A 24,530-nucleotide genomic window follows, 5' to 3' on the forward strand; every position below is an offset into this window, starting at 1 on the left:
TTCGCTGATGCGAAGGCAAGAACCAGAAGAAGGCATCCGCTATCCGGATGTCTTCAATTCGATGGACGCAATGCTTGGGTGGCGATCAGAGGCCTAGGAAGTAATCCCGGCTCGACGGAGCCTTGGCAGGGGCAAACCAACGCCCCTGCCAGCTTGCCTTGGCGTTGAGGAAGCCACCCGATTCCGCCTTGGGCGGCCGGCCTGTGGCAATCAACGACTGGCGCAATTCCTCCTGCAGCTTGGCGCGCAGGACATAGTGGTCATAGACGTCGAGAATGTGGATCGCATAGGCGACGGCAAGCGACTGGTTGCCGCGGACGATCAGCAGGTTCTCGTCGTTCTGGTAGGAGGCCTTGTAACCCAAGTTGTGGCTGCCGGTGATGACAGTGCAATTGTCAGGATGGAGCGGGTCGATGACGACGATCTTGTCGTGGATGATCGCGTGGCCGGCGCTCAGCAATTCGGGACGAAGATCGCCGAACTGGGCGGAGATGGCCGCTGCGCGCACCATGACGACACGGCCGGTATCGCCGTCCGGCCACCAGATCGCCCGCTGCGGCAGGTCCCTGACCTCGCCACCCGGCTGATGGACATAGGTTGTGGGTTCACCGGGTTTTGCCGGCGGCAGTGCTGCCGGATTGCTGATCGCGCCCTGGACGAGCAGGTCCGGTCGCTTGACGGCAAGCTCCGCTGCCTGGCCGATGACGTTCTGTTCGCCGCGCACACCGGGATAGAAGGTGAGGAACAGGATGGCGCTGTCGGCATGCTCCATCAGCGAATAGACGCGGCTGAGATCGACGGGTGTCGGTGAAGTCTTGTTCTTGCTCGGCGCCTTGGTGTTGGGTGAAAACAGGATTTCGACGGTGGTCTTTCCGTCCTTCAGCGTCACCGGCCCGGTCGGCGCGGCATTCGCCAAGCGCAGGGCGGGGCCCTGCACGCCCTTGCTCGGGGCAAAGCCCTCGGCGGTCTCACCATGGTTGGAAACGGTCAGCGGAACGCCCACAGGTTGCGGATCGTCCCGCAGAAGCTTCCAATAGGCGAGGAAACGGGCGGCGACATTCTTGTCCTCGATCAGGATGACGTTGTTCGACTGGGTGCAGAGGCCGGTTTCGGTCCAGTTGGTGCTGCCGGTCATCACGGCTCGCGCGACGCCACCCTCGACATAGACGGCGAACTTGTTGTGGCCGATATGGCTGTTGTTGTTGAAGAGGCGATCCTGCATGCGCTCTGCCGCGGGAGCGGCGGCATGGAGGCCGATGCGTGCATCATGGTTGCCGGTGTCCCAGACGACCAGTTTCCTCGGCAGCGGGTCGCCCTTCTTGTTGAGATCGGTCGAGCCCGAGGTGGAAAGGATCACATGCGCCTTGCCGGCCTTGACCAGTGCCGTCAGCCGCTCGATCAGTTCGGGATCGTGCAGCTCGTAGAGCGCGAGATAGAGCTCGCCGTTGCCCGTCTCGGCGCGGTCGATCAGCATCGTCAGGAAGCTCAGCACATCGGCGGTCAGGAACAGGCGGATTGGATCGCCCTTTTTCGGGATGTGGGCCTTCAGCGTCTTCAGCAGGCCTTCGGTAATGCGCATCGCCGGGCCGGGGGCAATATTCTCCGGCTTGACGCCCTGGACCTTTTCCAGCTGGCGCAGCAGGTTCTGCGTCGAAAGGATGCCGTTGGTATAGGTCGCCTTGATGGCGCCGCCGCCCGGGAAATCATGGGTGACGTCGATGCTCTCGGTCTTGAAGGGTTCGTCCAGAAAAAAGAGCGGCCGTGGCGGCCCGACATAACGCGGCTTGCCGTTTTCATCGCGATAGGGGGCGGTGTCGGAGGCGGGAACCGGTTTCCGGCCGGGGCCCGCAAGGCCGAGCGGCGTAATTTCATAGTGAATCCTGAAATCGATCGGCCGAACGGTCGCCTCGTCGCGGGAGCGGCGCAGCGTCAGGTCGCGCCATTGATATTGCTGGATCGGCCAGACCGAACTGTCCTGCTCCAGCCAGTCTGGATTCGACTGGTCGGTAAAAGCGATCCAGGTCGGCAGGATGCGCCGGGCTCCGGCCTCCGGCCCGGTCTCGTGTACGCGGGTGATCATGAAGCCGAGGCAATCGGCAATCGGGCCGTCAGCCATCCAGGCGAGGTAGGCGACCTCGCCGTTGCACCATGCGCCTGCCTTGGTAATCCTTCCCATGCCTGCCTCCCGCCCGTTGTTTGCTCAGACCACGATTGCATCCGCCATGACGATGAAGATCGCATGCGCCTGCCATGCCACCCGTTGCCGGGGCAATTGGCTCTGCAGGCATGCGCACCCCAGATCTCGAGTGAACCAACTCTATCGTCGGTTGAGTCCATTTCAACACATATAGGCTAACGATACTAAAGTAACGTGACATCGCTCATGGCGGGACGCGTGCCTGATTGGGATCGAGATGCGCGGTTCAGCGTCTATCGGATCTGGCGATCTCAGCTGTTCCGGAAAGAAGGCAAAGAGGCCCGTGGAGAACGGACCTCTCAGGGTTCTCGGGGTGGGAAGAGGAACCAAGCCTCGGGGTCGGCTGCTAACAGGTAGCGATACAATATCGCTAATTTTCACGACACTAATATGTCTGCTGCCTGCCGACTGCGAAATAAAAGAAGTGCCACTTTTTGTGATTCCTGTGGCTATGTTTTGACACAAAACTGCCTTGCTCTTTCCGTATCGCCGGTTCGATGCGTATTCAGATTTATATCATCGCGCTGCTGCTCAGCGCCATCATGTGGTCGATCTCGTTCGATGCGGCGCGAGAATCCTATCATGCCGCGCAAAGCGCAGGATTGATGCCGAACCTGCACCTCAACAAGAAGCTGGATCGCATTCTGTAGACTGCGATGCAGCGTCCAGGTCATCAACACGTTTTCTGATGTTGCGTTGTTGGCCTGCAGGCCAGCAGACATTTTTCCTTGTGCGTCCCGAGCCCTTCCGGACAGAAAGTCAAATTTCGTAAAATTTGACCGATCCGCTTAAAAGCCCTGAAAATACTGATGTGTAGAGTGGCCTCATGAAAGCGACCGAGGCGTGGACAGACGCATCGATCGTTTGGAGCCGGGCAAACCGAAAGCCCGCCGATCAGCAAACGGGGACTTCGACATGCACAGAACTCTTGCCGCCATCGCCTTGACTCTGACCATCGCCGCCGCTGCCGAGCCGGCCTTCGCCATCGGTCCAGCCAGCCTTGCCCGCGATCTGATGTACACCTCCGCCATCGGCCATTCACCCGAGGTTCCGTTGACGACACGCGCCGGTTTCGTGCGCCCTGGCGTTCCTTTCGTCCTGCGCAGCCCCGCGATCGTCGAGGGCGAGGGCTCCCGGCTCAAGACCTATTCGCAGAGCCTCACCGTTGTCGTCGTCGGTTACGTGTTTTCGACGGCGGTCGAGGCCGTGCAGGCAGTTGCGTTTCTTCGCTGACACTTAGCCAGAACTTAGGCCGATCCGACCTACGATCGTCCGCACCTAGAGCAATTTCAGCAAAAGTGCGCAGCGGTTGCGTGAAAACAGAGAGATAGAGCATTTCCGTGATTCGAAGAAAAACGGAAATGCTCTAGGTGTCGAGCTCACCGCGCACGTCGAGATACCAGTCGACGAAGGCCTTGACGCCGACCTCCAAGGTCGTATCGGGCTTGTAGCCCGTCAGTGCGACGAGCAGATCGGGGGCGGCGAAGGTACGCGGCACATCACCCTTTTGCATCGCCAGCATCTTGCGGATGGCAGGACGGCCGAGCGCCTTTTCTACCGTTTCGACGAAATCCATCAGGCTGACCGGCTGGCCTCCGCCAATATTGACGACGCGAAAGGGCGCCTGGCGCGAAAGCGTTTCGACAGCCGCGTCGTCGAGACGGTTTTCCTCACTCGGGCCGATTGCCGACAGTCTGACGATCGCTTCAATAAGATCGTCGATATAGGTGAAGTCACGGCTCATCTTGCCTTCGCCGTAGATCTCGATCGGTAGGCCTTCAAGCATGTTCTTGGTGAATTTGAACAGCGCCATGTCGGGCCGGCCCCACGGACCATACACGGTGAAGAAACGAAATGCCGTAGTTGGAATCTTGTGAAGATGGGCATAGCTATGCGCCATCAGCTCCATCGATTTCTTGGTCGCAGCATAGATGGTCAGCGGCTCGTCGGCGCGATCGGTCTCGCGAAAGGGGACGGTCGCATTGGCGCCATAGATCGATGATGTCGAGGCCAGCATCAGATGGCGGATTTCGACGCGCCGCGCGATTTCCATGATGTTCCACGAGCCTTCGACGTTCGAACGAAGATAGGCCTCTGGATTTTCCAGGCTGTAGCGCACGCCGGCCTGTGCGGCGAGGTGGATCAGAATGTCGGGCTTGGCTTCCAGAACGGCCGCTTCCAGGGCTGGGCGGTCCTCGAGCATCGCGATGACGGGTTTGAAGGTCGGAAACTGGGAGAGTGCCGCATGGCGCATCTCCTTGAGCTTGACGTTGTAATAGGGAGTGAGGCCATCGAAGCCTGTGACGTCATGCCCTTCTTGCAGCAGGCGCCTCGCCAGATGAAAACCGATAAAGCCGGCAGTCCCTGTAATGAAGTAGCGCATTCCCACCTTTTCTCGGCTCCCTGCCGGCGGCAAAGAGCCGATTCCGTATCAAGTGACCCCACTTACAAGATAAAAAGAGGCCGAGTCGATAGGTCTTTGAAAGAGAAGGTCACAGCGCTGTCTCTACTGTCGGCGGCCTGTCGGCCGCTGCCTTGCCGGATGAGGGCGAGACCATCGATATCGTCTGCCGATCAGCCGCGGCTCTCGGCCGCTATGCTGCATTGCAACATGATTGCTTGCATGTTATGGCCGGCCGGTCGTCTGGAAGCAGGTCAGGATCGATGAGAGATATAATTTATTGGATTCTCTGCGCGTTTCTGACCGTTGCCATCGCGATCGTGTCGTTACGCTATGTCACGAACTTCTGGCTTCTGTCCTTCGTCTACAGCTTTCAGGTTCACCTCGGCGTCGTGTTCGTCGCCGCCAGTCTCGTCGTTCTGGGCATCAAAAGGCAGATTTACGGCTTTATCCTTCTGCTTGCCTCGCTTTTTCTCGCCGCTCACGGCGTCATCATGCTGGGCGAGTTCTCGCAGGACGACAGAGCGATGAAAAAGCCGCCACTTTTTCGTCTGATGTCGTTCAACATCGCGATCGATAACTGGAAAAACTCGACTGAAATCACCGACATGGTGATCGCGTCGAATGCCGATGTCGTCAATCTGCTCGAAGCCAAGCCGCTGACGTTCCACCTGCAGCAATTGTTCAAGGCCTATCCCTACCATATCGGTTGCGATGCCGGGAAGGATACATGCGATACGCTGGTGCTCTCCAAACGACCGTTCGTCAGCCGGCAGGTCGCAAGTATGGGCAGTCTGCGAAAAAACAGGCTTGTTATAGCAAGCGTCGATTTCGGCGGCGAGACTATCAATCTGGTTTCAGCGCACCTGACCAAACCATATTTCGACGATTTCCAGATGGCTGAATTGGAAGATCTCGCCAAAGCGCTCGGCTCGATCGACGGCCCTCTGGTGCTGTCAGGTGATTTCAACTCCTCGGCGATCGCCCCGAGCATCCAAGCTTTCCTGCGTGAGCAGAAGCTGAAAACGATCACGCCAGAACCGGCAACATGGCCGATCGGCGCCAGCGCGCTCGGGATCGCCATCGACCACATATTTGCGCGCGCGCCGCTTCATCTGACATCGCTGAAACGTCTCAATGATAATCTCGGCTCGAACCATTCGGGCCTGGTCGCCGACTTCGTTCTCGACAAGGACGGCGAAACTTCACCGGCAAAATGACATTGCCTGGGCAAGGAAATCTTGCCGCGGCTACAAATCAGAATCTGGTTCGGCCGCCCTTTTTGTCGATCATCTGAAACGTCTTGCCGTCGGTCTTCACGTTGACGCAATCGGTCTTCTTGCTGGGGAACAGGACGCACACTTGGCCATTGGTTATCTTGTAGCCATTCTTATTGCCGTCGCGATATTCGTAGCCGTTCTTGCCTTCTTTCAATTCGGACGTACCGGGCAGGTGTTGGCGAATTTCCGACTCGCTTGCGGTTCGCATGCTTGCCGTTTCGGCAAACGCCATTCCCGGCACCATGATTGCAAGAAATCCGGCGAGGACGGGCAAGGTACGCATCAGGGGGATATCTCCGGTCATGTCTGTCGGTACATCCATTCTACGAGAACCCCAAGAGGAAATTCAACAGTGAGGATGGTTGCGCCGGAAAAGGCCCGACCATCGCTCCGGCTGCGATTTTACGTTCTTCCGAACTCATCGACGATGCGGATGATGTCGTCCTCGCCGAGATAGGAGCCCGTCTGAACCTCGATGAGCTCGAGAAGAATCTTGCCGGGGTTGGCGAGGCGGTGGACTTCTCCAAGCGGAATATAGACGCTTTCGTTCTCGCGCAGCATCCGCACGGTCTCGCCGACCGTCACCTCAGCCGTTCCCTTGACGACGACCCAGTGTTCGGAGCGATGGTGGTGTTTTTGAAGCGACAGCTTCTTGCCCGGCGTGACGAAGATGCGCTTCACCTGGAAACGATCGCCGTTGAAGATGGAGGTATAGCCGCCCCAAGGGCGATAGGATGTCGGATGGGTTTCGGCGAATTTCGCCGTGGCGGACGTAGAGGCCAGCATCTTGACCAATTGGCCGACATTCTGGCTGTCTTTGAGCGGTCCGACATAGACGGCGTCTTCGCTGGCGATGACGGCGACATCATCCATGCCCTGGACGGCAAGATGAACGCCATGGGTCATGACGAGCGAGTTGCGGGTATTGACGACGGTGGTGTTGGCGGCGGCGACGTTGCCGTTTTCGTCGCGTGCGCCTGATTTCCAGACGGCATCCCAGCTACCCATGTCCGACCATTTGAACGGCGAGGGGACGATTGCGGCCTTGGACGTTTTTTCCATGATCGCATAGTCGATGGAGATATCGGGGCTCTTGGCGAAATGGTCGGCGTCGAGGCGGGTGAAATCGAGGTCGCGGCTTGCTTTCGAAACGGCCTTGCTGGCCGCCTTCAGCACATCGGGCGCATATTCCTGGAGTTCGGCGATGAGTTCCGGCACCGGGAACATGAAGATGCCTGAGTTCCAGTAGAAGCCGCCGTCGGCGAGCATCTGCTCGGCCTTCTCAAGTGCCGGCTTTTCGACAAACCGCTTGACCTTGTGTGCACCGTTTTCGAGGGCATCGCCGATCTCGATATAGCCGTAACCCGTCGCCGGCTCCGTCGGGGTGATGCCGAAGGTTACGAGCTTGCCGTCGGCAGCGGCATCGCGGGCGATGCGGATGCAATCGAAATAGCTCTTGTCGGCAAGAATCTCGTGATCCGAGGCGAGCATCTGGATGATGGTGTGCTTGCCGAACAGGTCGGCGGCAAGCGTTGCCGCGGCGGCCACCGCTGCGGCTGTGTTGCGGGCGACCGGTTCGAGCAGGATCGCTGCGAGCGGGATGGCGCGCTCGCGAGCCTGTTCGGCGACCAGGAAGCGGAATTCCTCATTGGTGACGACGATCGGGGCTTCATAGAGTTCGGGATCGGAAACGCGTTCGAGAGTTTCCTGAAACAACGTCTTGTCGCCGACAAACTGGATGAATTGTTTCGGTGCGGTGGCACGGGAAAGCGGCCAGAGCCGCGTGCCTTTGCCGCCGGCCATGATCACTGGAATGATTTTCTGCGTCATAGGCGGGTTCCTTGAAATAAACGGCTTGTTCGTCGCATGTTGCCGGGCGCCTGCCCAGTCTCCTATTCGATTGAGCCCTGCATTCAGCAGGTCCCGGGCTGCAGCTTCGCTGCCGGCCTCCGTGTAGCAGCGCATTTCCGGCGCATTGCCGGACGGGCGGAAATGAATGATCCCGCCATCCCTTAGCGTCACGCGAAGTCCGTCGATGTCGGATTTTGTCGCTACCTCGCCGATCGGCTGCAGGAAAGCCGAGAGATTTTCTTCCGAAGCGCGCAGATGCGCCATCAGCGCGGCACTCGTCTCCAACGGAAAATTCTCCAGGCGATCGGCCGCGGCAAAGGGCAGGTGATAGGACGCGGCAACGGCAGAAAGCGGCTGCCTGCGAATGGCAGCGAGCGAGAGGATCGCGAGCATCGGGATAAAACAATCGCGCGTCGGCAGGGCTCGCACGGCTCTGTCGTTGATGTCGAATGGGGTTGCAGTCAGCAGCCCGCCATTGGCTTCAAAGCCCATGACATGATCTTCGCCGGCCGCTACGGCCTCTTCCATGCCAGCGATGACGAAGGGCGAGCCGACGCGGGTGCGCCTGACGGCGAAAGAGCCCGCGGCCTCGATGCCCGAATTGGAGGTAACCGGTGTCACCACCGTGCCGGCGCCGAGGAAATTGGCTGCCACAAGACCGAGTAGGTCACCGCGCAGCGGTGTGCCGGTTTCGTCTGCGACCAGCGGGCGGTCGCCGTCGCCATCAGTCGAGACGATCGCATCGAACCTGTGCTCGGACACCCAGCGCTTCATCAGCGTGATCGTCTCGTCAGAAACGGCTTCGGTGTCGACGGGAATGAAGCTCTCCGAACGCCCGAGAGCGGTGATCTCGGCGCCGTAATGGGCGAGAACGTCAACCAGCAGGTCGCGGGCGACGGTGCTGTGCTGGTAGACGCCAATCTTCAGGCCGGACAGCGCGCCTTGCGGAAGCAGGGCGGCATTGCGTTCGAAAAAGAGCTGCCGACAGATCGCTTCATGCTCCTCCGTCCCGGCCGGCGCCTGAACCACCGCTTCGCCGGTCCGCTCGATCTCTGTCGCCAATGCGGTAATTGCCGCCTCGTCCGATTTGTCGATCTCGCCGTCCGGGCGATAAAACTTGATGCCGTTGCGGTCGGCCGGAATATGCGAGCCCGTAATCATCAGGCATGCGGCGTTGCTCTCGAGACCATAGAGGGCGAGTGCGGGTGTCGGTACATTGCCGCAGTCGAATATCCGGAAGCCGAGCGCAGCGAGTGCATCGGCGCAATTTCCCGAGATTTCAGGGCTAGAATCGCGAAAATCGCGGCCGATCAGAATGGCATCGCCAGCTTTGGCCCTACCAGTTCCGATCAGATATTTGCCGAACGCTGTGGCATAAAGGGCGGAGGCATGTCCCTTTAGATCCACTGAAAGTCCGCGAAGGCCGCTCGTGCCGAATTTCATAGGAAGACATGACTCCGATTTCACAATCAAGGTTCTACTCAGGCCGCCTGCCGGCGTAAATACCGAAGCCATCATATAGTTAAACACGGAGGACGGTGCCTCGGACAGCCTCTCGCAATCCTCGCTCACCGAATTCTCAAGGTGTAAACCTATCGCCGAGCCGGCAGGCATTGCAGCGTAGATCGATTTTGTTAGAACCGTGTGTCCGTTGTTTCGTCCTATGCGAAGGATTTTCCTAGATGAGCGATACATCCGTCAGTCTCGAGGAGAGCTGGAAGGCTGCGCTGGAGGGGGAGTTTTCAAGCCCCTACATGCAACAGCTCAAATCCTTCCTCATCGCGCAGAAGCAGGTCGGCAAGCGGATATTCCCCAAGGGCAGCGAATATTTCCGCGCTCTTGATCTGACGCCAATCTCCAACGTCAAGGCCGTCATCCTCGGCCAGGATCCCTATCATGGACTCGGGCAAGCCCATGGGCTGTGCTTCAGTGTCCGGCCGGGCGTGCGCATACCGCCCTCCCTCGTCAATATCTACAAGGAAATGGAGACGGATCTCGGGATAGCACCGGCACGTCACGGTTTTCTCGAACATTGGGCAAGACAGGGCGTCCTTCTGCTGAACAGCGTGCTGACCGTCGAGGAAGGGCAGGCGGCTGCCCATCAGGGCAAGGGGTGGGAACGCTTCACCGACGCCGTCATCCGCAAGGTCAACGATGAATGCGAATCCGTCGTCTTCATGCTCTGGGGCTCCTATGCTCAGCGCAAGGCCGCCTTCGTCGATACGACGCGCCATCTTGTGCTCAGGGCGCCGCATCCCTCGCCGCTTTCGGCCCATAACGGCTTTTTCGGCTGCGGGCATTTTTCGAAGGCGAATGCCTTCCTGCAATCGCGCGGGCGCGCGCCGATCGACTGGCAATTGCCGGCCAATCCCCATGATGCTTAAAGCGCGTCGCAATCGTTCAGATTCGCTCCACGCGCTTTAGCTCTTTGTTTTTACGCATGTCGTTATCGCATAAACCGCGGCACAGTTTTGCGCGACATGCTTTAGATGTGAACGCAAGTCGGTGTTCGTTCACTAAAAGAAGACAATGCGTTTTGGTCTGCGGGTCTGTTCTGTGGGCGCTTCAGCGCGCATCTTAGCCTCATCGAAAGCCCGCAATGGCGGGCATGAAAGGGGTTTCACATGCTCGATCAGATCAAGGGTCTGCACCACGTCACGTCGATGGCGGAGGACGCCCGCACCAACAACCAGTTTTTCACCAATGCGCTCGGCCTGCGCCGCGTCAAGAAGACGGTGAACTTCGACGCGCCTGATGTCTATCACCTCTATTATGGTGACGAGACCGGTGCGCCCGGCACGGTCATGACCTATTTCCCGTTCCCGAAGATGGCGCAGGGCCGCCCCGGTACCGGCGAAGTCGGCACGACGGTGTTTTCCGTTCCGCAAGGCTCGATCGGCTTCTGGAGCGATCGGTTCGCCACCCTTGGTGTCGGCGGCCTGAAGGTCGAGGAGAGTTTCGGCGAAAAGCGGCTGAACTTCTCCGGGCCTGATGGCGACGGCTTTGCGCTCGTCGAGGTCAAGGATGATGCCCGCCAGGCCTGGACACATGGCGGCATCAGCGAAGACCATGCCATTCGCGGCTTCCACTCCGTCGCCATGCGGCTGAGGGACGAGGGCGCCACGGCCGAACTCCTGAAGTTCATGGGCTATGAAGTTGCCGAGGAAAGGGACGGCGTCAAGCGGCTGATCATGCCCTCCGGCAATGGGGCGCATCGCATCGATCTCGAGACGATGCCGAACATTGCCCGCGCGCTTCCCGGCGCCGGCTCGGTCCACCATGTCGCCTTTGCCGTCGAAAACCGCGAGAAGCAGCTCGAAGTGCGCAAGGCGCTGATGGACACCGGCTATCAGGTCACGCCGGTGATCGACCGCGATTATTTCTGGGCGATCTATTTCCGCACGCCGGGCGGCGTGCTGTTCGAGGTCGCGACCAATGAGCCCGGCTTCGACCGTGACGAGGATACGGCCCATCTCGGCGAAGCACTGAAATTGCCGCAGCAACACGCCCATCTTCGCGCGCTGCTCGAACAGCACCTGCAGCCGCTCGAAGCATAGGGAGAGGCGATATGACCGAAACTGGATATGTGCACCGGCTGCATGCCGGCGCACCTGATAAACCCATCCTGCTTCTACTGCACGGCACCGGTGGCGACGAGAACCAGTTTTTCGACTTCGGTCGGCGCCTGCTGCCCGAAGCGACGATTCTCTCGCCGCGCGGCGACGTTTCTGAACATGGCGCGGCGCGGTTCTTCCGCCGGACCGGGGAGGGGGTCTACGACATGGCCGACCTTTCCCGGGCGACGGAGAAGATGGCGGCCTACGTCAAGGCATTCGCGGACGAGTACCAGGCTTCCGATATTCTCGGCCTGGGTTTTTCGAATGGCGCAAACATTCTTGCCAATGTGCTGATCGAGAAGGGTATCTTCGATGCCGCGGTTCTGATGCACCCGCTCATTCCGTTTCAACCCGAAGCCCAGTCGACGCTGGCGGGAAGAAAGGTGCTGATGACGGCCGGGCAGCGAGACCCGATCGCGCCTGTTTCCATGACCGAGGCGCTGTCCGAACATCTGAAAAACCGAGGGGCGGAGGTCAGAACGGTCTGGCATCCCGGCGGTCACGAGATTGCGCCGCTCGAGATCGATGCGGTTCGCGATTTCCTCGGCGGTTATTGACGCGTGCACCGCCGCTCGGCGGGAAAACGATTGCGGGACCGGAAATGCCGGTCCCGCATCTTTGCTGAAACAAGGATCCTATCATCGTGATCGATAGGACATTAGGGGCGAGGAGGATATTTGCCCCTGATTGCCTTCATGTAGAAATTTCCCGGTGATTCCGCCATCGTCAACCCGACGACGACGCCCTTGGGAACGCCTTCATATTCTCGCCTCTGACCGTTGGTCAGATAGACCCGTAGATGCCGGCTGTCTTCGTCGTAGGTGATCGCCTCGATAAGTTTCGAATCAACCGCAGTTTCCACTTTGCACCCCGCAGTTTTGGATCTGAGATTCCTGATCAAGAAATGTCATTCACACTCGCAACGCGTCATCATTATGCTGCGCCGCAGGGGCGTCAAGCATGATCTTCTTTAACGTTCATTTTTTCGTAATGGCTCTCGTTATAGTTGATTTTCACAGCTTTTCGGACGCCTTGCCTGTGGAAATCCGATACCTGCGGCTCCTCCATTTGGGGAATATTAGCCGATAATGTCGCGAGAAACGCAATAATCGCCGTTTTAACGCCGGATTAACCATTAAATAGCAAACTATAGCATAATATTAACCGCAGCACCCTCCCAAGTATGAATGAATACAAATTGCCGTTTCTCGCGACAGTCGCTTTACTATCGTTGGCGAGTTGCGTGAGCGGGCCTGACCACCTGGTGGTTCGGGCCCACCTGCCGATTTTCGATGGCGGACGGCTGCGCGCTCAGGTGAAGACCACGCAGGAGACTCTTGCGCTTTCAATCGGGAGCTACAAGGATGGACAATCATCCTTGCTTGATGTGCAGCGTTCGGTGGCGACCGGCCAGGCGAACTTGGCGCAAGCGGCGCAGCATATGGCGAAGAACTATGTCGCCTCCAAAGTGGTGGTTCCGGTTACAACTTCGGTGGAGCCGCGATCAGGCCAACTTCTTATGAATACTGAGCCTCATGCCGTTGCAGCGATGGATAAGAGATGGATTATTTCAGACAACCCGCCATTCGGTCGGGTCTCATAAATGGGTTACATGTTTAACTATCTAGGGCCGTGGCGACAACAGATACCGATACTGGCTGGCAACCGCAAAGGACGCGCTCGGTTGACGTTTGCCGAAGGCGAATTCGCTGCGGTCTACGCGATGAGCGATGTTCACGGATGTTATAATGAGCTCGTCAAGGCGCAACGCCGCATCGAGGAGGATGCCGCGCGCATTCCGGGACCGAAACTCATCGTCATGCTCGGCGATTATGTCGATCGCGGGCCTGATTCGAGCGCGGTGCTGGAGTTCCTGAGCAAGACCCCGCCGCCGGGATTTCAACGTTTCGTCCTGTGCGGCAATCACGACGCGGAGCTGGTGAAGCTCTATCGCAAACCGGCGCGCATTCTCGAATGGCTCGGCTTTGCCGGACCGGAGACGCTGCACTCATACGGTATCGATATCGAGCATCTGCTGCAGTCGGCGGCTGGAAACGAAACAATTGCCCGCGTCATTCGCAACATGATACCCGAACGACATATCCAATTCCTGGAATCGCTGCCGATCATGCTGCGGATAGGAAGGGTCCTCTTTGTTCATGCGGGCATCAAGCCGGGCATCGACCTCAAAAAGCAGAAAGACAGCGACCTCATGTGGATCCGTCAGCCCTTCCTGGATGAAGGACCGCAGCTTCCTGTCCTCGTGATCCACGGGCATACCCCGGCGCGAACACCGACATTCGGGCCGCAACGCATCGGTATCGACACTGCGGTTTCGGCGACGGGCCGGCTGACCGTGCTGACGATAAAGGGAACACGGGTCGGGATCCTCTAGCGATCCTGCTTCCCAAAAATCGGAATCGATTTTTGGGGAAGCAGGATGCGAAGATTGAAAGAGTTAGAGCGTCCTTTGCGCGTCTGAACGACGACGGTGCTGTAAAACCAAACGCCGCGGATTGTGTTCCGCGGCGTCAGGAAGATCAGCTCTTCAGCAGGCTATTTCAGGTGTTGGTCACATCCTGATAGAGATTGGTGCCGATGCCAGTATAGGTAAACCCGTATTTGCGGACCTCGTCGCTGCGGTAGATATTGCGCAGATCGACCAGGATCGGAGCGCGCATCGACTGCTTCAGGCGGTTGAAATCGAGCGCGCGGAACTGGTTCCATTCGGTGACGATGACAAGCGCATCCGCACCAGCCGCCGCTTCGTAGGGTCCGCTCGCATATTCGATGTTCTCGATCACCTTGCGGGCGTTTTCCATGCCCTCGGGGTCGTAGCCGACCACTTGCGCGCCGTTGTCCTGCAGAGTCTGGATGACTGCGATTGCCGGGCTGTCGCGCATGTCATCGGTGTTCGGCTTGAAGGTCAGCCCGAGGATTGCGATCTTCTTGCCGCGAATGTCTCCGCCGACGGCCGAAATGACTTTGCGTCCCATCGCCCGCTTGCGGTTGTCATTGATCGAGATCGTCGTCTCGATGAGACGCATCGGCGCATCGTAATCCTGCGCCGTCTTGGCAAGAGCTAGCGTATCTTTGGGGAAGCACGAGCCGCCGTAACCCGGACCGGCATGCAGGAACTTGGAGCCGATACGGCCATCGAGACCGATCCCGCGCGAAACGTCCTGAACGTTTGCGTCGACCCGTTCGCAGAGATCGGCGATCTCGTTGATGAAGGTGATCTTCATCGCGAGAAAAGCATTGGCCGCATATTTGATCAGTTCCGAGGTGCGGCGGGTGGTGAAGACCAGGGGTGCCTGGTTGAGGTAAAGCGGGCGATAGACCTCGGTCATGGTTTCGCGTGCCCGGTCGTCGTTCAGCCCGACGACGATACGGTCAGGACGCTTGAAATCCTCGATGGCGGCGCCTTCGCGCAGGAATTCGGGATTGGAAACGACGGCGACATCCGCCGTGGGATTGGTTTCGCGCATGATGCGCTCGACTTCGTCTCCCGTGCCGACCGGCACCGTCGACTTGGTGACGATAACAGTGAAGCCTTCCACATAGGTGGCAATCTCGCGGGCAGCGGCGTAGACATAGGAGAGATCCGCATGGCCGTCGCCGCGCCTGGAGGGCGTGCCGACGGCGATGAACACGACGTCAGCACTGCGGACACTTTCGCCGACATCCGTCGAAAATGACAGCCGGCCGGTGCTGGTGTTTTCAGCGACCAATTGCTCCAGACCCGGCTCGTAGATCGGAATGCGGCCTTCGCGAAGCGCTTCGATCTTACTCAGATCCTTGTCGACGCAGATGACGTCGTGGCCGAAATCCGCAAAGCAAACGCCTGAAACGAGGCCGACATAGCCTGATCCAATCATCGTGATGCGCATATTTCCCTCAAATCATTAGAGTAGAACGTCATGCTGCGTCGCAGCATGAGTTCGTCATAGTTAATCTGGACGAAAAGACAATACCGAAGATCGCCTGAAACCCACATCGGAAATCGAACTCCGGGCACCGCAGCTTGCCGCACGCTGCCCCGTCGATAGCCAAAACATAGGTTTGTGTGGGCGATATGACAAGTCGAGCGGCTCGTCAGAGCAGGCTCGACTTCAATCCGGAAACAGGATCAATCTGTCTATGTCGGTGCCTCGGCTGTTATAGCCGGTACCAGACATAGGGGTCTGTTCCCGATTGGATCTTGTCCCAGCGCAGATCGGTATCGCGCCAGTTCTTGATGCTGCTTTTCCTGTTGTCGAGGACGAGATCGCCCCTGTCGGTTCTGACGACGAGGACCGCATGTCCTTCACCGGAGGGCGTATATGCCGTCGCGATCCGCAACGCGCGCGACGACCAGCCCATCGCAATCAGCCGGCTGCGTTTGGTCAATGCGAAATCTTCGCAGTCGCCGCTGCGCACATTCACCTTCCAGACGTCGCCGTTCAGTTCGCTGCTGGAGTCGTTGCGTCCGATCATCGTCCGATTAACCGTGCTGTTCACATTTTTCAACTGCAACATCTGCTCGTCGGTGAGCGAAACGACCGAGAGCCCATTGTTGTCACGGCATTCGGCCGGGTTCTGGGCGCAGAACAATACCTGGGCGAAGGGTGGGATGATCTTGCCTTTTTCGGAGATATAGCTGACCGCCGAACTACCGTTCAGGCCGCGGGCGAAACCTGCGGGACCGGCGGCAAATGCCGAGCAGGCATTGCCTGCTGTAAAGGCCAGCGCCAGAAGTGTAACGAATGTTTTCTTCATCTGTTAAATCCCCGTTCAGGGCAACCGATTGAGATCAGGCTTGCCTTTTTTCTCGGTCAATGGCATGGCGATCTGATGATCTGCCAAGTATTGGGCGCAGAATATCTGTCCCGTTTCTGCTGCTTGGAAGGAGCATAGCCGGGCCTTGTCTCGATTGGCTTAAACCTATCGCGACAATTTTAAACGATGTGGAATTCTGTTACACTTTAGCACGCAGGTGCTTGATGTTCAACTTATGTTTGTACGAGTAAATTAAACTCTTCGGTTGTAATGGCTTTGGTCGCTGCCTACTCTGGTAAATTAATTCACATGTTCTCCCACCTCATTAATAGGCGGGTCTTGCGAGAGGTTTTGCTTTTCGCCTTCATCGGCCTCGTTATATTGACGCTCATACCGTTCGGGAGTGTTACACCCCTGGCTTTCGCCTTCGCGGCGATCGGAATGTTTGCTCTCGCCATTATCTCGGGACTGCTGTTCGGAGAGCCGAGACAGAGCAGATGGGTGTTCGGCATCGCTCTGTTTCTATTGATCGTTTTGACAGGATGGACGTTTATTCAGACGATCGAACTGCCTTCGCGGTGGCTGGCAAATCCCGCTTGGGATGCCGCGCGTCACCTAGCGGGTGTCAATTACGCAGCGATCTCCGTCGAACCGGCCGACACGTTCGCGTCGATCCTCTGGGTCGCTCTGCCTTTTGTCACGTTCCTGACCGGGCTGCTCTTATGCGATACCGATCAGCGCGCGAGGAAAGTGCTTGCCGGCCTCGGGCTTTCGGCGGGCATCATCGCTGTTTTCGGCCTGCTGCAGTTTTTGCTGTTTCCCAACATCCTGATCGTCGTCGAGAAACACGCCTACCTCGACAGCCTGACCGCGGTCTTCGTCAACCGTAATACCGCAGCGACCTTCCTCGGGCTTGGAACGCTGCTCATGCTAACCCTGGTCAGGGACGTTGCCCGTGCCTATTCGAACCATCCGCCCGGCGAGCCGGGCCGAAACGCGCTTCTCTTGAGATCGTGGATCTATATCCTGCTGTTATGCGCATGCTTCACCGCACTGATGCTGAGCCGCTCTCGCGCCGGGATATTTGCGACCTTTGTTGCCGCTCTCATCTATTTTCCATGGCTCGTCATCAATTGGAACGGCTCGAGGCGTCATTTGAGACCGGCGCCAAGATGGCGTTCGATGCTGAAGCTCCTCTCGGCGATTGCTTTCATCGTAGTGTTACTGACGATGTTTGCAGGCCAGGCGATTTTGCGCGCGCAAGAGCGGCGGCTCGAGGATGATGATCGATTCTGCATCCTGCCGGGCATATGGCGTGCCATTTCGGATCATTGGTGGACGGGGACGGGGCTCGGAACTTTTCGGACGGTGTTTTCTGCCTACCGCGATCCGGCCTGCGGAATTTTCGGGATCTTCGACCGCGCACACAATTTCTATCTCGAAGGATTTCTGGGCCTCGGAATATTGTTCCCGATTACGGCGGTCCTTACCTTCTCGGTGCTTGCCAGGGTGTTCTGGCGCGGGCTCGCTCAAAGACGGCGTCTGAGGCACTATGTTCTTCTTGGCCTGGCGGCGACGGTTTTGGTCGCCCTTCATGCGGCGGTCGATTTTTCGCTGCAGATACCGGGTTTTGCGGTGTTTTACGCCGCCTTCCTCAGTGCGGTTGTCGCGATAAGCCTCGGGCGCAGCAACGGAGAGGCGGACACGGCATATGAGCAGCCGTTAACCACTTAAAGTTTAAATGGATGGATTTTAATAAGATTTTCGGAAAAGATTGATTGTGCAGGTGCGAACGGTTGACTCTGAAACCCAAGAAATTTTATAGCGGGTGCAGCCTTCGGATTTGTTGCGACGCCAGAAAAGTCGGACCGAAGTCGTTTTTCGCTTGCTAAGGGCTCGGCGTTGCCAGCCTGCCACAGTTAGGGGAATGTTAATCGGCTTTCAGTGTTATTGATCGGGGATCGTCTTGTATTTTGTCAGATTGCGGAGCAGTAGCTTCAGGGGCGTCAACACAGGGTATTCTATGGGTTGTTCTCGTATCGGTAGTACACGCGTCGCCATTGTTGTAGCGCTAACGACTATATTGGCAAGCTGCACATCGTTGCCAAGATCCGGCCCCGATCACAAAGATGTTGATCGGGATGCTTCGGTGAAAGTGACAACGAAGGAGCGTCGCGTCGGTATCGACTACGCCCTGATTGATCTCAGCAAGAACGTCCTGTCGTATTTTTCCGCTCCCCAGCCGACCTCCTTCAAGGGGTTTGGCGGTGGTCGAGGCGGGGCGCCCGAAATTCCGCTCGGTTTCGGTGACGTCGTTCAGGTCGCCATCTTCGAAGCTCAGTCCGGCGGTCTGTTCATTCCGTCCGATGCTGGTAGCCGACCTGGCAATTACATCTCGTTGCCAGAGCAGACCATCGATAGAAACGGGACGATCACAATTCCCTATGCGGGTCGGGTTCCGGCTGCCGGTCGCCTCAAGGAGACCGTGGAGCAGGACGTCGAAGATCGCCTGGCGAGCCGCGCGATCGAGCCGCAGGTGGTTATTACGACCACGACAAGTCGCTCCAGTCAGGTTGCCGTGCTCGGTGATGTCAACAATCCCCAGCGCATCGAGATCAGCCCGGCCGGTGAGCGTGTTCTCGATGTCATTTCCGCCGCGGGCGGTTTGACGACCAACAATATCGAAACGAATGTGACGCTGCAGCGTCGCGGCAAGACGGCAACCGTCGCCTACACGACGCTATTGAAGAACCCGGCCGAAAATATCTATGTCGCACCGGATGATACGATCTCGATCGATCATGAGCGCCGTACCTATCTTATGCTCGGCGCCGCAGGCACCAGTGGCCGCTTCGATTTCGAAGAATCCGACCTGACCCTTGGAGAGGCAATCGCCAAGGCGGGCGGCCTGCGCGACGACCGCGCTGATCCGGCTCAGGTCCTGCTCTACCGCCTTGTCCCCAAGAAAACGGTTGCAGCGATGCACGTGGACGCGACGAGATTTACGGGTGAAACGGTTCCGGTGATCATCCGCGCGAATCTTCGCGATCCGGCAACCCTGTTTGCTGTTCAGCAATTCAAGATGGAAGACAAGGATATTATCTATATTTCCAATTCGGACTCTGTTGAATTGGTCAAGTTCCTTGACATCGTAAACTCGGTATCGTCCACTGTTTCCGGCGTGGCTGACGATGCGAATGATACCCGCAACGCGGTAAACGATCTTGGAAATTGATTGAAATAGGCGGGCCGTCATCGATCTCGAATGATCAATGACGGCGGCCTATATAGCGGATTTGATGAAGGACTATGGTTATGGCAAGGTCTGGTGTTTATCGTAAGCTTGCGTATAGCGGAATTGTCGTCGCGATGTTTGCCGGCATGAATTCAAGCGCTTTTGCGGCAGCTTGCTTGGGTCCGGCAAGTCTGACTTCCGGCGATATCAGTGGATTTTCAGCTAATCCCGCCGTTCTGCTCGACATGTCCGATCCGTTGGTTTTGTCATCGCGTGTTCGCGCTCTGGTCGGGAGCAGCAATGACGCGCTGTCGCCGGTGATCGAGCAGGCCAAGAAGGCCAGTGCCGCACAGATGGCGGCTATCGGCTCCGGTCTGGCGCGGGCCGCAAACAGCTGTCAGGTGCCGGATCCGCAGTTCAAGCTGGCGATCGAAAAAGCCGTTGCCGACGCGGCGATTGCCGATCCCAATCTCGCGCCGCTGCTTGCCGCCTTTGCAAAGGTCCTTGCCGAAGGCGGGACCGCGGCGCTCGGCCCGGGTGGAAGTGCTGCAGCCGCCGCATCCGGCATCGGCAACGATGGGTCAATTGGCCAGACGGGGCCTGGGGCAGACGACGGCACGCCGTTTGACGGCAGCGCGACGACCGCCGGCACGCTGAAGGTTTCGAATGCCGGCGCAGATAGTTCATCTTCGAGTTCCACGACCACGACTACGATCATCGTTAGCACAGGAGCGGGAGGACAGTCGTCCACTGACCCGACGCAGTCGACGAGTCAGAGTGTCCCGGTCATACAATAGCTGGAATTGCCCGTAGATCTTAGCACTTGACGCCTTTGTTGGAGATCGAAATTGCTATCGCCAGATAAACTTACGCCACGTATCGACCCCTCCCGCGATACGGGAAACGAAGCTGACTTCATCGATTTCGACAAGCTCATCGCAATCGCCCGCCGACAGTGGCGGATGGTTGCGGCGTGCGGTTTCGCCTTCGCCATTCTGGGCATTGTGTATGTCCTGACCTCAGTGCCTGTTTACACCGCCGACACAAGCGTGCTGATCGACCGCAGCGATAGCCAGGTGATCAACCAGCTGGCGGCTTTCGGCCAGATGGACGATGACGAAGGTACTGTCCTCAGTCAGGTCGAGCTTTTGAAGTCTGACACCATCGCCTATGCCGTCGTCGACAAGCTGAAACTCGTCGACAATCCGGAGTTCATGGGACCGAAAAGCTCGCTTTTTTCTGTCTCAACTATGAAATCCTTCATGAATTTTCGGTCGTGGTTTGCCGATGACGCAGCCGTCGCACCTGATCCGGAAATGAGGCGGCGAGGCGCTGCCGAGACTGTGGCGGGCAATATCGATGTCGAACGCGTCGGCCGGTCCTACGTCCTCGATGTCAGCTATACCGCGCAGTCACCCGATCTGGCGCGTGATATCGCGGCAGCTATCGCCGACGTTTATCTGGTCGACAAGCTCAATTCGAAATATGAGGCGACGCGCCGGGCCGGCCAATGGCTGCAGGAGCGTATCGAAGAGCTCCGGCAGCAGGCGCTGGACACCGACCTTGCGGTTCAGAAATTCCGCAGCGAGCATGGGCTCGTTGAGGCCGGATCCGGTACGCTGATTAGCGAGCAGCAGCTTTCCGAGATCAACACCCAATTGATCAATGCGCAGGCCGAGACGGCGAAGGCCGAGGCAAGATATGCACGCGTCAAGTCGATCATCGACGCCAAGCAGACCGATGCGATCGTCACGGATGTGCTCGACAGTTCCATTTCGAACGACCTGCGCAAGAAATATCTGGAGGCTTCCAAGCTCGAGACCGAAATTGAGGCGCGGCTCGGTCCCGATCACGTCCAGGCGGTTCGGCTTCGTGCGGAAATGGAAGAATATAAAAGGCTCATGTTCGATGAGTTGAACCGCATCGCCGAGAGCTACCAAAGCGAGCTGCAGGTGGCGAAATCGCGGGAAAATTCTTTGCGCGACAGTGTCACACAGGCGACGGGCGTTGCCGCATCGGCTGGCGAAACGCAGGTGCAGCTTCGCGAACTCGAGCGCACGCGCGATACCTATAAGAATCTCTATCAGAGCTTCTTGACACGCTATCAGGAAGCAATTCAACAGCAGAGCTTTCCGATTACCGCTGCGCGCATCATCACGACGGCGGAGAAGCCGACGAAGCCGAGCGCTCCGAAGAGAGCTCTCGTCGTTGCTTTCGCGATGTTCGTGGGATGTGCATTTGGAAGTGGTATTGCGGCCTTCCGCGAATTCCGGGATCGGTTCTTCCGCACCGGTGATGATGTTCGGGACGTGCTCGATGTCGAGTCTCTCGGTGTCATGCCGCTGATTGAAAATAACGTCGACGATCCGACGCTCGTTGATCCCAGCAATCCGCGAAGCATCGCCAGGGGCGGGAAGACCACGACCTATGTCGAAGAGCATCCGCTCTCGGCATTTGCCGAGACGCTTCGAAGCGCCAAGATTGCCATCGACCTCAGTGCTGCCGATCAGCGCTGCAAGGTCATCGGCGTCGTGTCGAGCTTGCCCGGCGAGGGGAAGTCGACGACATCCATCAATTTTGCCAAGCTCCTGGCAATGCAGGGCGCGCGTTGCCTGCTTATCGACGGCGACATGCGCAATCCCGGTGCCACCCGGGCGATCGGCCGCCATGCCGAGGCCGGCTTGCTCGAGGCGATCGTCGACAGCCGTCCGCTCAAGGATCTGATCCTTCTCGATCCCAAAACAAAGCTCGCATTTTTGCCGACGGTGGCACGGTATCGTGTTCCACATTCGTCGGAGCTGCTTGCGTCGCGCGGCATGGATCAGCTTCTTCAAACGGCGCGTCAAAGCTTCGATTATATTATCGTCGACCTGCCGCCCTTGGCGCCGGTTGTGGATGCGCGCGCCATCAATTCGAAGCTCGATGCGGTGGTTTTCGTTATCGAGTGGGGAAAGACATCGCGCAAGGTCGTGCAGTCGACCCTGCTGTCCGAGCCCGAACTCTATGCGAAATGCGTCGGTACTATATTGACCAAGGTCGATCCGTCGCAGATGAAACTTTACCGGACATTCGGTTCGAGCGAGTATTATTATAAGCGTTATTCGCGATACTATACCGAAAGCTGATGTTCCGCGGTCAGTTCGTTTCGGTTACCAGGATCGCTTTCGTTATCGTCACCGTCGTCTTTGTGGTGCTGGCCGGTCGCGAGCTGTACGCTTCGATAAGAACGGCCAGCATCTCGATCGTCGCCGAAAGGATCGAGCGTGGGGAGACCGTCGCGGACGATGTCGTGACCAAATACGCGTCGCGTAGTGTCGACGTTGTTGACGGTCATTATTGCCGATCCGACATTGTGGCTGCTGGCGTAACCCTCGTTCTGGCGCAACTCGATCGGCAGAATGTCAATGTCAACTACGACGCCTGGGCCGCTGCGGCGTCGAGAGCGCGCCAGTATTTGCGGTATGCGCTTTCGTGCATGCCGACGAACAGCAATTTTTGGCTTCGCCTTGCGGCCGTGCAGTCGATAATTGCGGAGGAGCCGGCTGCGGTTGCGGGAATGATGAAGCGTTCGGTCGTGCTCGCGCCCCACGACCAGGTGATGATCCTGACGCGATTTTATTTCTGGAATGATTTCACTGATGCAACACTTGCCGCGGCAAGGAACGCGCTCGACAGTGATCTCATGACCATGCTGAAACTGGGCGATCGTTGCAGGGTGAATGCCACGATAAAAGAGATCAGCCCGCAGCTTCGTCCAATCTTCGATCGAACCTGGACGAGCGTTGGAGACGCTGCAACGGCGCGGTTCCGGCAGCGTTGCAGCAAGTAAATCACCGAGGCGGTTTTCAAAGACAATTCCAAGCTCCAAAACGGCACTGAACCAATGCCCGCTGGAATATCGTCGCGCTGTTCTGGAGGCAGTTCCGAGCACCGCTGAAGTTAGCGGTCCATCTGGTTGCCGGCAGCTGCACACTACGGCTCATTCTCTTGACCGGAGCTCAACTTGCATAAAACAACGCCCGCTGCTTATGCGGCGGGCGTTGTTCTGTATTGGCTGTTGACGATCAGACTTCTGCGTCCGCGCCAGTGATGTTGAGCGTCAGGACACCGGCGTCGGTGTGGCCTTCGCCGTCGGAGATCTTGTAGAACTGGATGGTTTCCGTGACGTGATCGCCCGGAGCAACATCTACTGCCAGATCATAGGTGAATGTTCCATCGGCCTTGACATGGAACGTACCATACGTGCCGGCGACATCGGTGGTTGCGCTCGGGTCGCCGTTTACGGTCGTGGTGCCGAACTGTCGGAGGAAGAGATGACCATTGTCGCCGGCAATGTCGTTGTCCAAGGCGTTGCCACCGATGGCGTCGCCTTCGGTGAAGCTGTAGTGGTCGTCGACCGCGATCGGCTTGACCTGGGTTACGCCCTGGATGTTCAGGGTGAACAGGCCGACATCGGTGTGACCGCTGCCGTCGGAAATCTTGTACGAAACCTTCTCCTGGAGCAACTCACCATTGGTGAAGTTGACCTTGGCAGCATCGCTTAGCACATAGGTGTAGCTGCCATCGGGCTTGACGAAGAAGGTGCCGTAGTCGCCCTGGATCTCGGTGATCTGGCTGTTGCCGCTCTTGGCGCCAACGCTTGCGCCATCGAAGGCACGCAGGAACAGGTGTCCATTATCGGATGAATCGTTGGAAAGCAGATTTCCTGAAATGGCGTCTGTTTCCAGGAATGTTGCACTATCGTCGGTTGCGTGAACAGCCATCAGTTCTCTCCTTGAATTGTTCTTTGCTAGGTCAATTCTGACCTTTAGCGAGCTGCCCGATTAAGGATATCTTAATACAGAGAGTCAAGGGTGTAATTAACAGCAAGTGAACATTTTCGGGTGTATTGTACAATAATGACACACCTACAACTCGCATAAGACAATGAAACGCTTGGGGATTATTACGTTAATAATAAGTGAAATTGCCAAACGACAGATACGAATTCATATTTCTTCAGGAGGGAAGAATGTTTATTCAGGGGCAATTTATAAGAATACCCGGAGGTGCTTATGTGCAGATGAGATTTTCATATAACCACTACGGGCTATAGCGTGACATCGCCGTTTTGTTTCGTTGCGTGCTCTAGCGCCTGCTTTTTGCCGGAGTAACTGATGTCGCGTTCTTGTCATATATGTTTATCAAGTAA

Annotated in this window: 20 protein-coding genes and 2 pseudogenes; 13 read left to right on the top strand and 9 right to left on the bottom strand. The window is 57.6% G+C overall.

From position 1 onward, the window contains the following. Positions 1-85 precede the first annotated feature (85 nt). Complete coding sequence (locus tag BS629_RS15870) at positions 86-2,176, bottom strand: phospholipase D-like domain-containing protein (protein WP_018243233.1); 2,091 nt, start codon at positions 2,174-2,176, stop codon at positions 86-88. A gap of 518 nt (positions 2,177-2,694) precedes the next feature. On the opposite strand from BS629_RS15870, the gene BS629_RS39220 reads away from it, so the two are divergent. Together BS629_RS39220 and BS629_RS15875 are read left to right on the top strand one after the other, a co-directional pair. Then, positions 2,695-2,847, top strand: coding sequence for a hypothetical protein (locus BS629_RS39220; protein WP_018243232.1), 153 nt, complete (start codon positions 2,695-2,697; stop codon positions 2,845-2,847). Positions 2,848-3,040: 193 nt separating this feature from the next. After that, entirely contained in the window at positions 3,041-3,430 is a 390-nt protein-coding gene (locus BS629_RS15875) for a hypothetical protein (protein ID WP_018243231.1), read from the top strand. A gap of 133 nt (positions 3,431-3,563) precedes the next feature. On the opposite strand, the gene BS629_RS15880 is transcribed toward BS629_RS15875, so the two are convergent. Further along, complete coding sequence (locus BS629_RS15880; RefSeq protein WP_018243230.1) at positions 3,564-4,580, bottom strand: NAD-dependent epimerase/dehydratase family protein; 1,017 nt, start codon at positions 4,578-4,580, stop codon at positions 3,564-3,566. 281 nt (positions 4,581-4,861) lie between these two features. Between BS629_RS15880 and BS629_RS15885 the strand changes: the two genes are divergently transcribed. Further along, positions 4,862-5,818, top strand: a complete 957-nt coding sequence (locus BS629_RS15885) for an endonuclease/exonuclease/phosphatase family protein (protein ID WP_018243229.1) — start codon at positions 4,862-4,864, stop codon at positions 5,816-5,818. Between the two features lie 37 nt (positions 5,819-5,855). On the opposite strand, the gene BS629_RS15890 is transcribed toward BS629_RS15885, so the two are convergent. The 3 genes and pseudogenes from BS629_RS15890 to BS629_RS39230 form a co-directional block, all read right to left on the bottom strand. Next, positions 5,856-6,161: a hypothetical protein gene (locus BS629_RS15890; RefSeq protein ID WP_026188498.1), complete on the bottom strand. Its 306-nt coding sequence runs from the start codon at positions 6,159-6,161 to the stop codon at positions 5,856-5,858. A gap of 119 nt (positions 6,162-6,280) precedes the next feature. Continuing rightward, complete coding sequence (locus tag BS629_RS39225) at positions 6,281-7,708, bottom strand: mannose-1-phosphate guanylyltransferase/mannose-6-phosphate isomerase (protein WP_018245172.1); 1,428 nt, start codon at positions 7,706-7,708, stop codon at positions 6,281-6,283. Between the two features lie 42 nt (positions 7,709-7,750). Beyond that, positions 7,751-9,172: pseudogene (locus tag BS629_RS39230) on the bottom strand (phosphomannomutase); the annotation flags it as partial. 239 nt (positions 9,173-9,411) lie between these two features. On the opposite strand from BS629_RS39230, the gene ung reads away from it, so the two are divergent. The 3 genes from ung to BS629_RS15910 all read left to right on the top strand — a co-directional run bounded on the left by ung (position 9,412) and on the right by BS629_RS15910 (position 11,903). After that, positions 9,412-10,113, top strand: coding sequence for a uracil-DNA glycosylase (gene ung, locus BS629_RS15900; protein ID WP_018243227.1), 702 nt, complete (start codon positions 9,412-9,414; stop codon positions 10,111-10,113). A 240-nt stretch (positions 10,114-10,353) separates the two neighbouring features. Further along, positions 10,354-11,286, top strand: a complete 933-nt coding sequence (locus BS629_RS15905; RefSeq protein ID WP_018243226.1) for a VOC family protein — start codon at positions 10,354-10,356, stop codon at positions 11,284-11,286. Positions 11,287-11,297: 11 nt separating this feature from the next. Next, complete coding sequence (locus BS629_RS15910) at positions 11,298-11,903, top strand: alpha/beta hydrolase (RefSeq protein WP_018243225.1); 606 nt, start codon at positions 11,298-11,300, stop codon at positions 11,901-11,903. A gap of 101 nt (positions 11,904-12,004) precedes the next feature. On the opposite strand, the gene BS629_RS15915 is transcribed toward BS629_RS15910, so the two are convergent. Continuing rightward, positions 12,005-12,247 (bottom strand): KTSC domain-containing protein, encoded by a 243-nt coding sequence (locus BS629_RS15915; protein WP_012758625.1) that lies wholly within the window; start codon positions 12,245-12,247, stop codon positions 12,005-12,007. A gap of 402 nt (positions 12,248-12,649) precedes the next feature. Here BS629_RS15915 and BS629_RS40520 point away from each other — a divergent pair. Together BS629_RS40520 and BS629_RS15925 are read left to right on the top strand one after the other, a co-directional pair. Continuing rightward, positions 12,650-12,949, top strand: a pseudogene (locus tag BS629_RS40520) (TolC family protein); the annotation flags it as partial. After that, positions 12,950-13,741 carry a metallophosphoesterase family protein gene (locus BS629_RS15925; protein ID WP_018243224.1) on the top strand — a complete coding sequence of 264 codons (792 nt, stop codon included), beginning with the start codon at positions 12,950-12,952 and terminating at the stop codon, positions 13,739-13,741. A gap of 166 nt (positions 13,742-13,907) precedes the next feature. Here BS629_RS15925 and BS629_RS15930 read toward each other — a convergent pair whose 3' ends face one another. Both BS629_RS15930 and BS629_RS15935 read right to left on the bottom strand, forming a co-directional pair. Then, complete coding sequence (locus BS629_RS15930) at positions 13,908-15,236, bottom strand: UDP-glucose dehydrogenase family protein (RefSeq protein WP_018243223.1); 1,329 nt, start codon at positions 15,234-15,236, stop codon at positions 13,908-13,910. Between the two features lie 268 nt (positions 15,237-15,504). Next, a complete protein-coding gene (locus BS629_RS15935; protein ID WP_026188496.1) occupies positions 15,505-16,104 on the bottom strand; it encodes a transglutaminase-like cysteine peptidase in 600 nt (199 codons plus the stop codon). 309 nt (positions 16,105-16,413) lie between these two features. On the opposite strand from BS629_RS15935, the gene BS629_RS15940 reads away from it, so the two are divergent. The 5 genes from BS629_RS15940 (at position 16,414) to BS629_RS15960 (ending at position 23,168) form a co-directional block, all read left to right on the top strand. Beyond that, entirely contained in the window at positions 16,414-17,838 is a 1,425-nt protein-coding gene (locus tag BS629_RS15940) for an O-antigen ligase family protein (protein ID WP_018243221.1), read from the top strand. 289 nt (positions 17,839-18,127) lie between these two features. Continuing rightward, positions 18,128-19,339, top strand: a complete 1,212-nt coding sequence (locus BS629_RS15945) for an SLBB domain-containing protein (protein ID WP_032980534.1) — start codon at positions 18,128-18,130, stop codon at positions 19,337-19,339. A 74-nt stretch (positions 19,340-19,413) separates the two neighbouring features. After that, positions 19,414-20,136: a hypothetical protein gene (locus tag BS629_RS15950; protein WP_018243219.1), complete on the top strand. Its 723-nt coding sequence runs from the start codon at positions 19,414-19,416 to the stop codon at positions 20,134-20,136. A gap of 51 nt (positions 20,137-20,187) precedes the next feature. Then, complete coding sequence (locus BS629_RS15955) at positions 20,188-22,464, top strand: polysaccharide biosynthesis tyrosine autokinase (protein WP_018243218.1); 2,277 nt, start codon at positions 20,188-20,190, stop codon at positions 22,462-22,464. Beyond that, positions 22,464-23,168: a hypothetical protein gene (locus BS629_RS15960; RefSeq protein WP_018243217.1), complete on the top strand. Its 705-nt coding sequence runs from the start codon at positions 22,464-22,466 to the stop codon at positions 23,166-23,168. The genes BS629_RS15955 and BS629_RS15960 overlap by 1 nt, the downstream gene beginning before the upstream one ends. 235 nt (positions 23,169-23,403) lie before the next feature. Here BS629_RS15960 and rapA2 read toward each other — a convergent pair whose 3' ends face one another. Beyond that, positions 23,404-24,102, bottom strand: coding sequence for a calcium-binding lectin RapA2 (gene rapA2, locus BS629_RS15965; protein WP_018243216.1), 699 nt, complete (start codon positions 24,100-24,102; stop codon positions 23,404-23,406). Positions 24,103-24,530 lie beyond the last annotated feature (428 nt).

It is taken from the genome of Rhizobium leguminosarum bv. viciae USDA 2370 (genome assembly GCF_002008365.1).
Lineage (GTDB): Bacteria > Pseudomonadota > Alphaproteobacteria > Rhizobiales > Rhizobiaceae > Rhizobium > Rhizobium leguminosarum.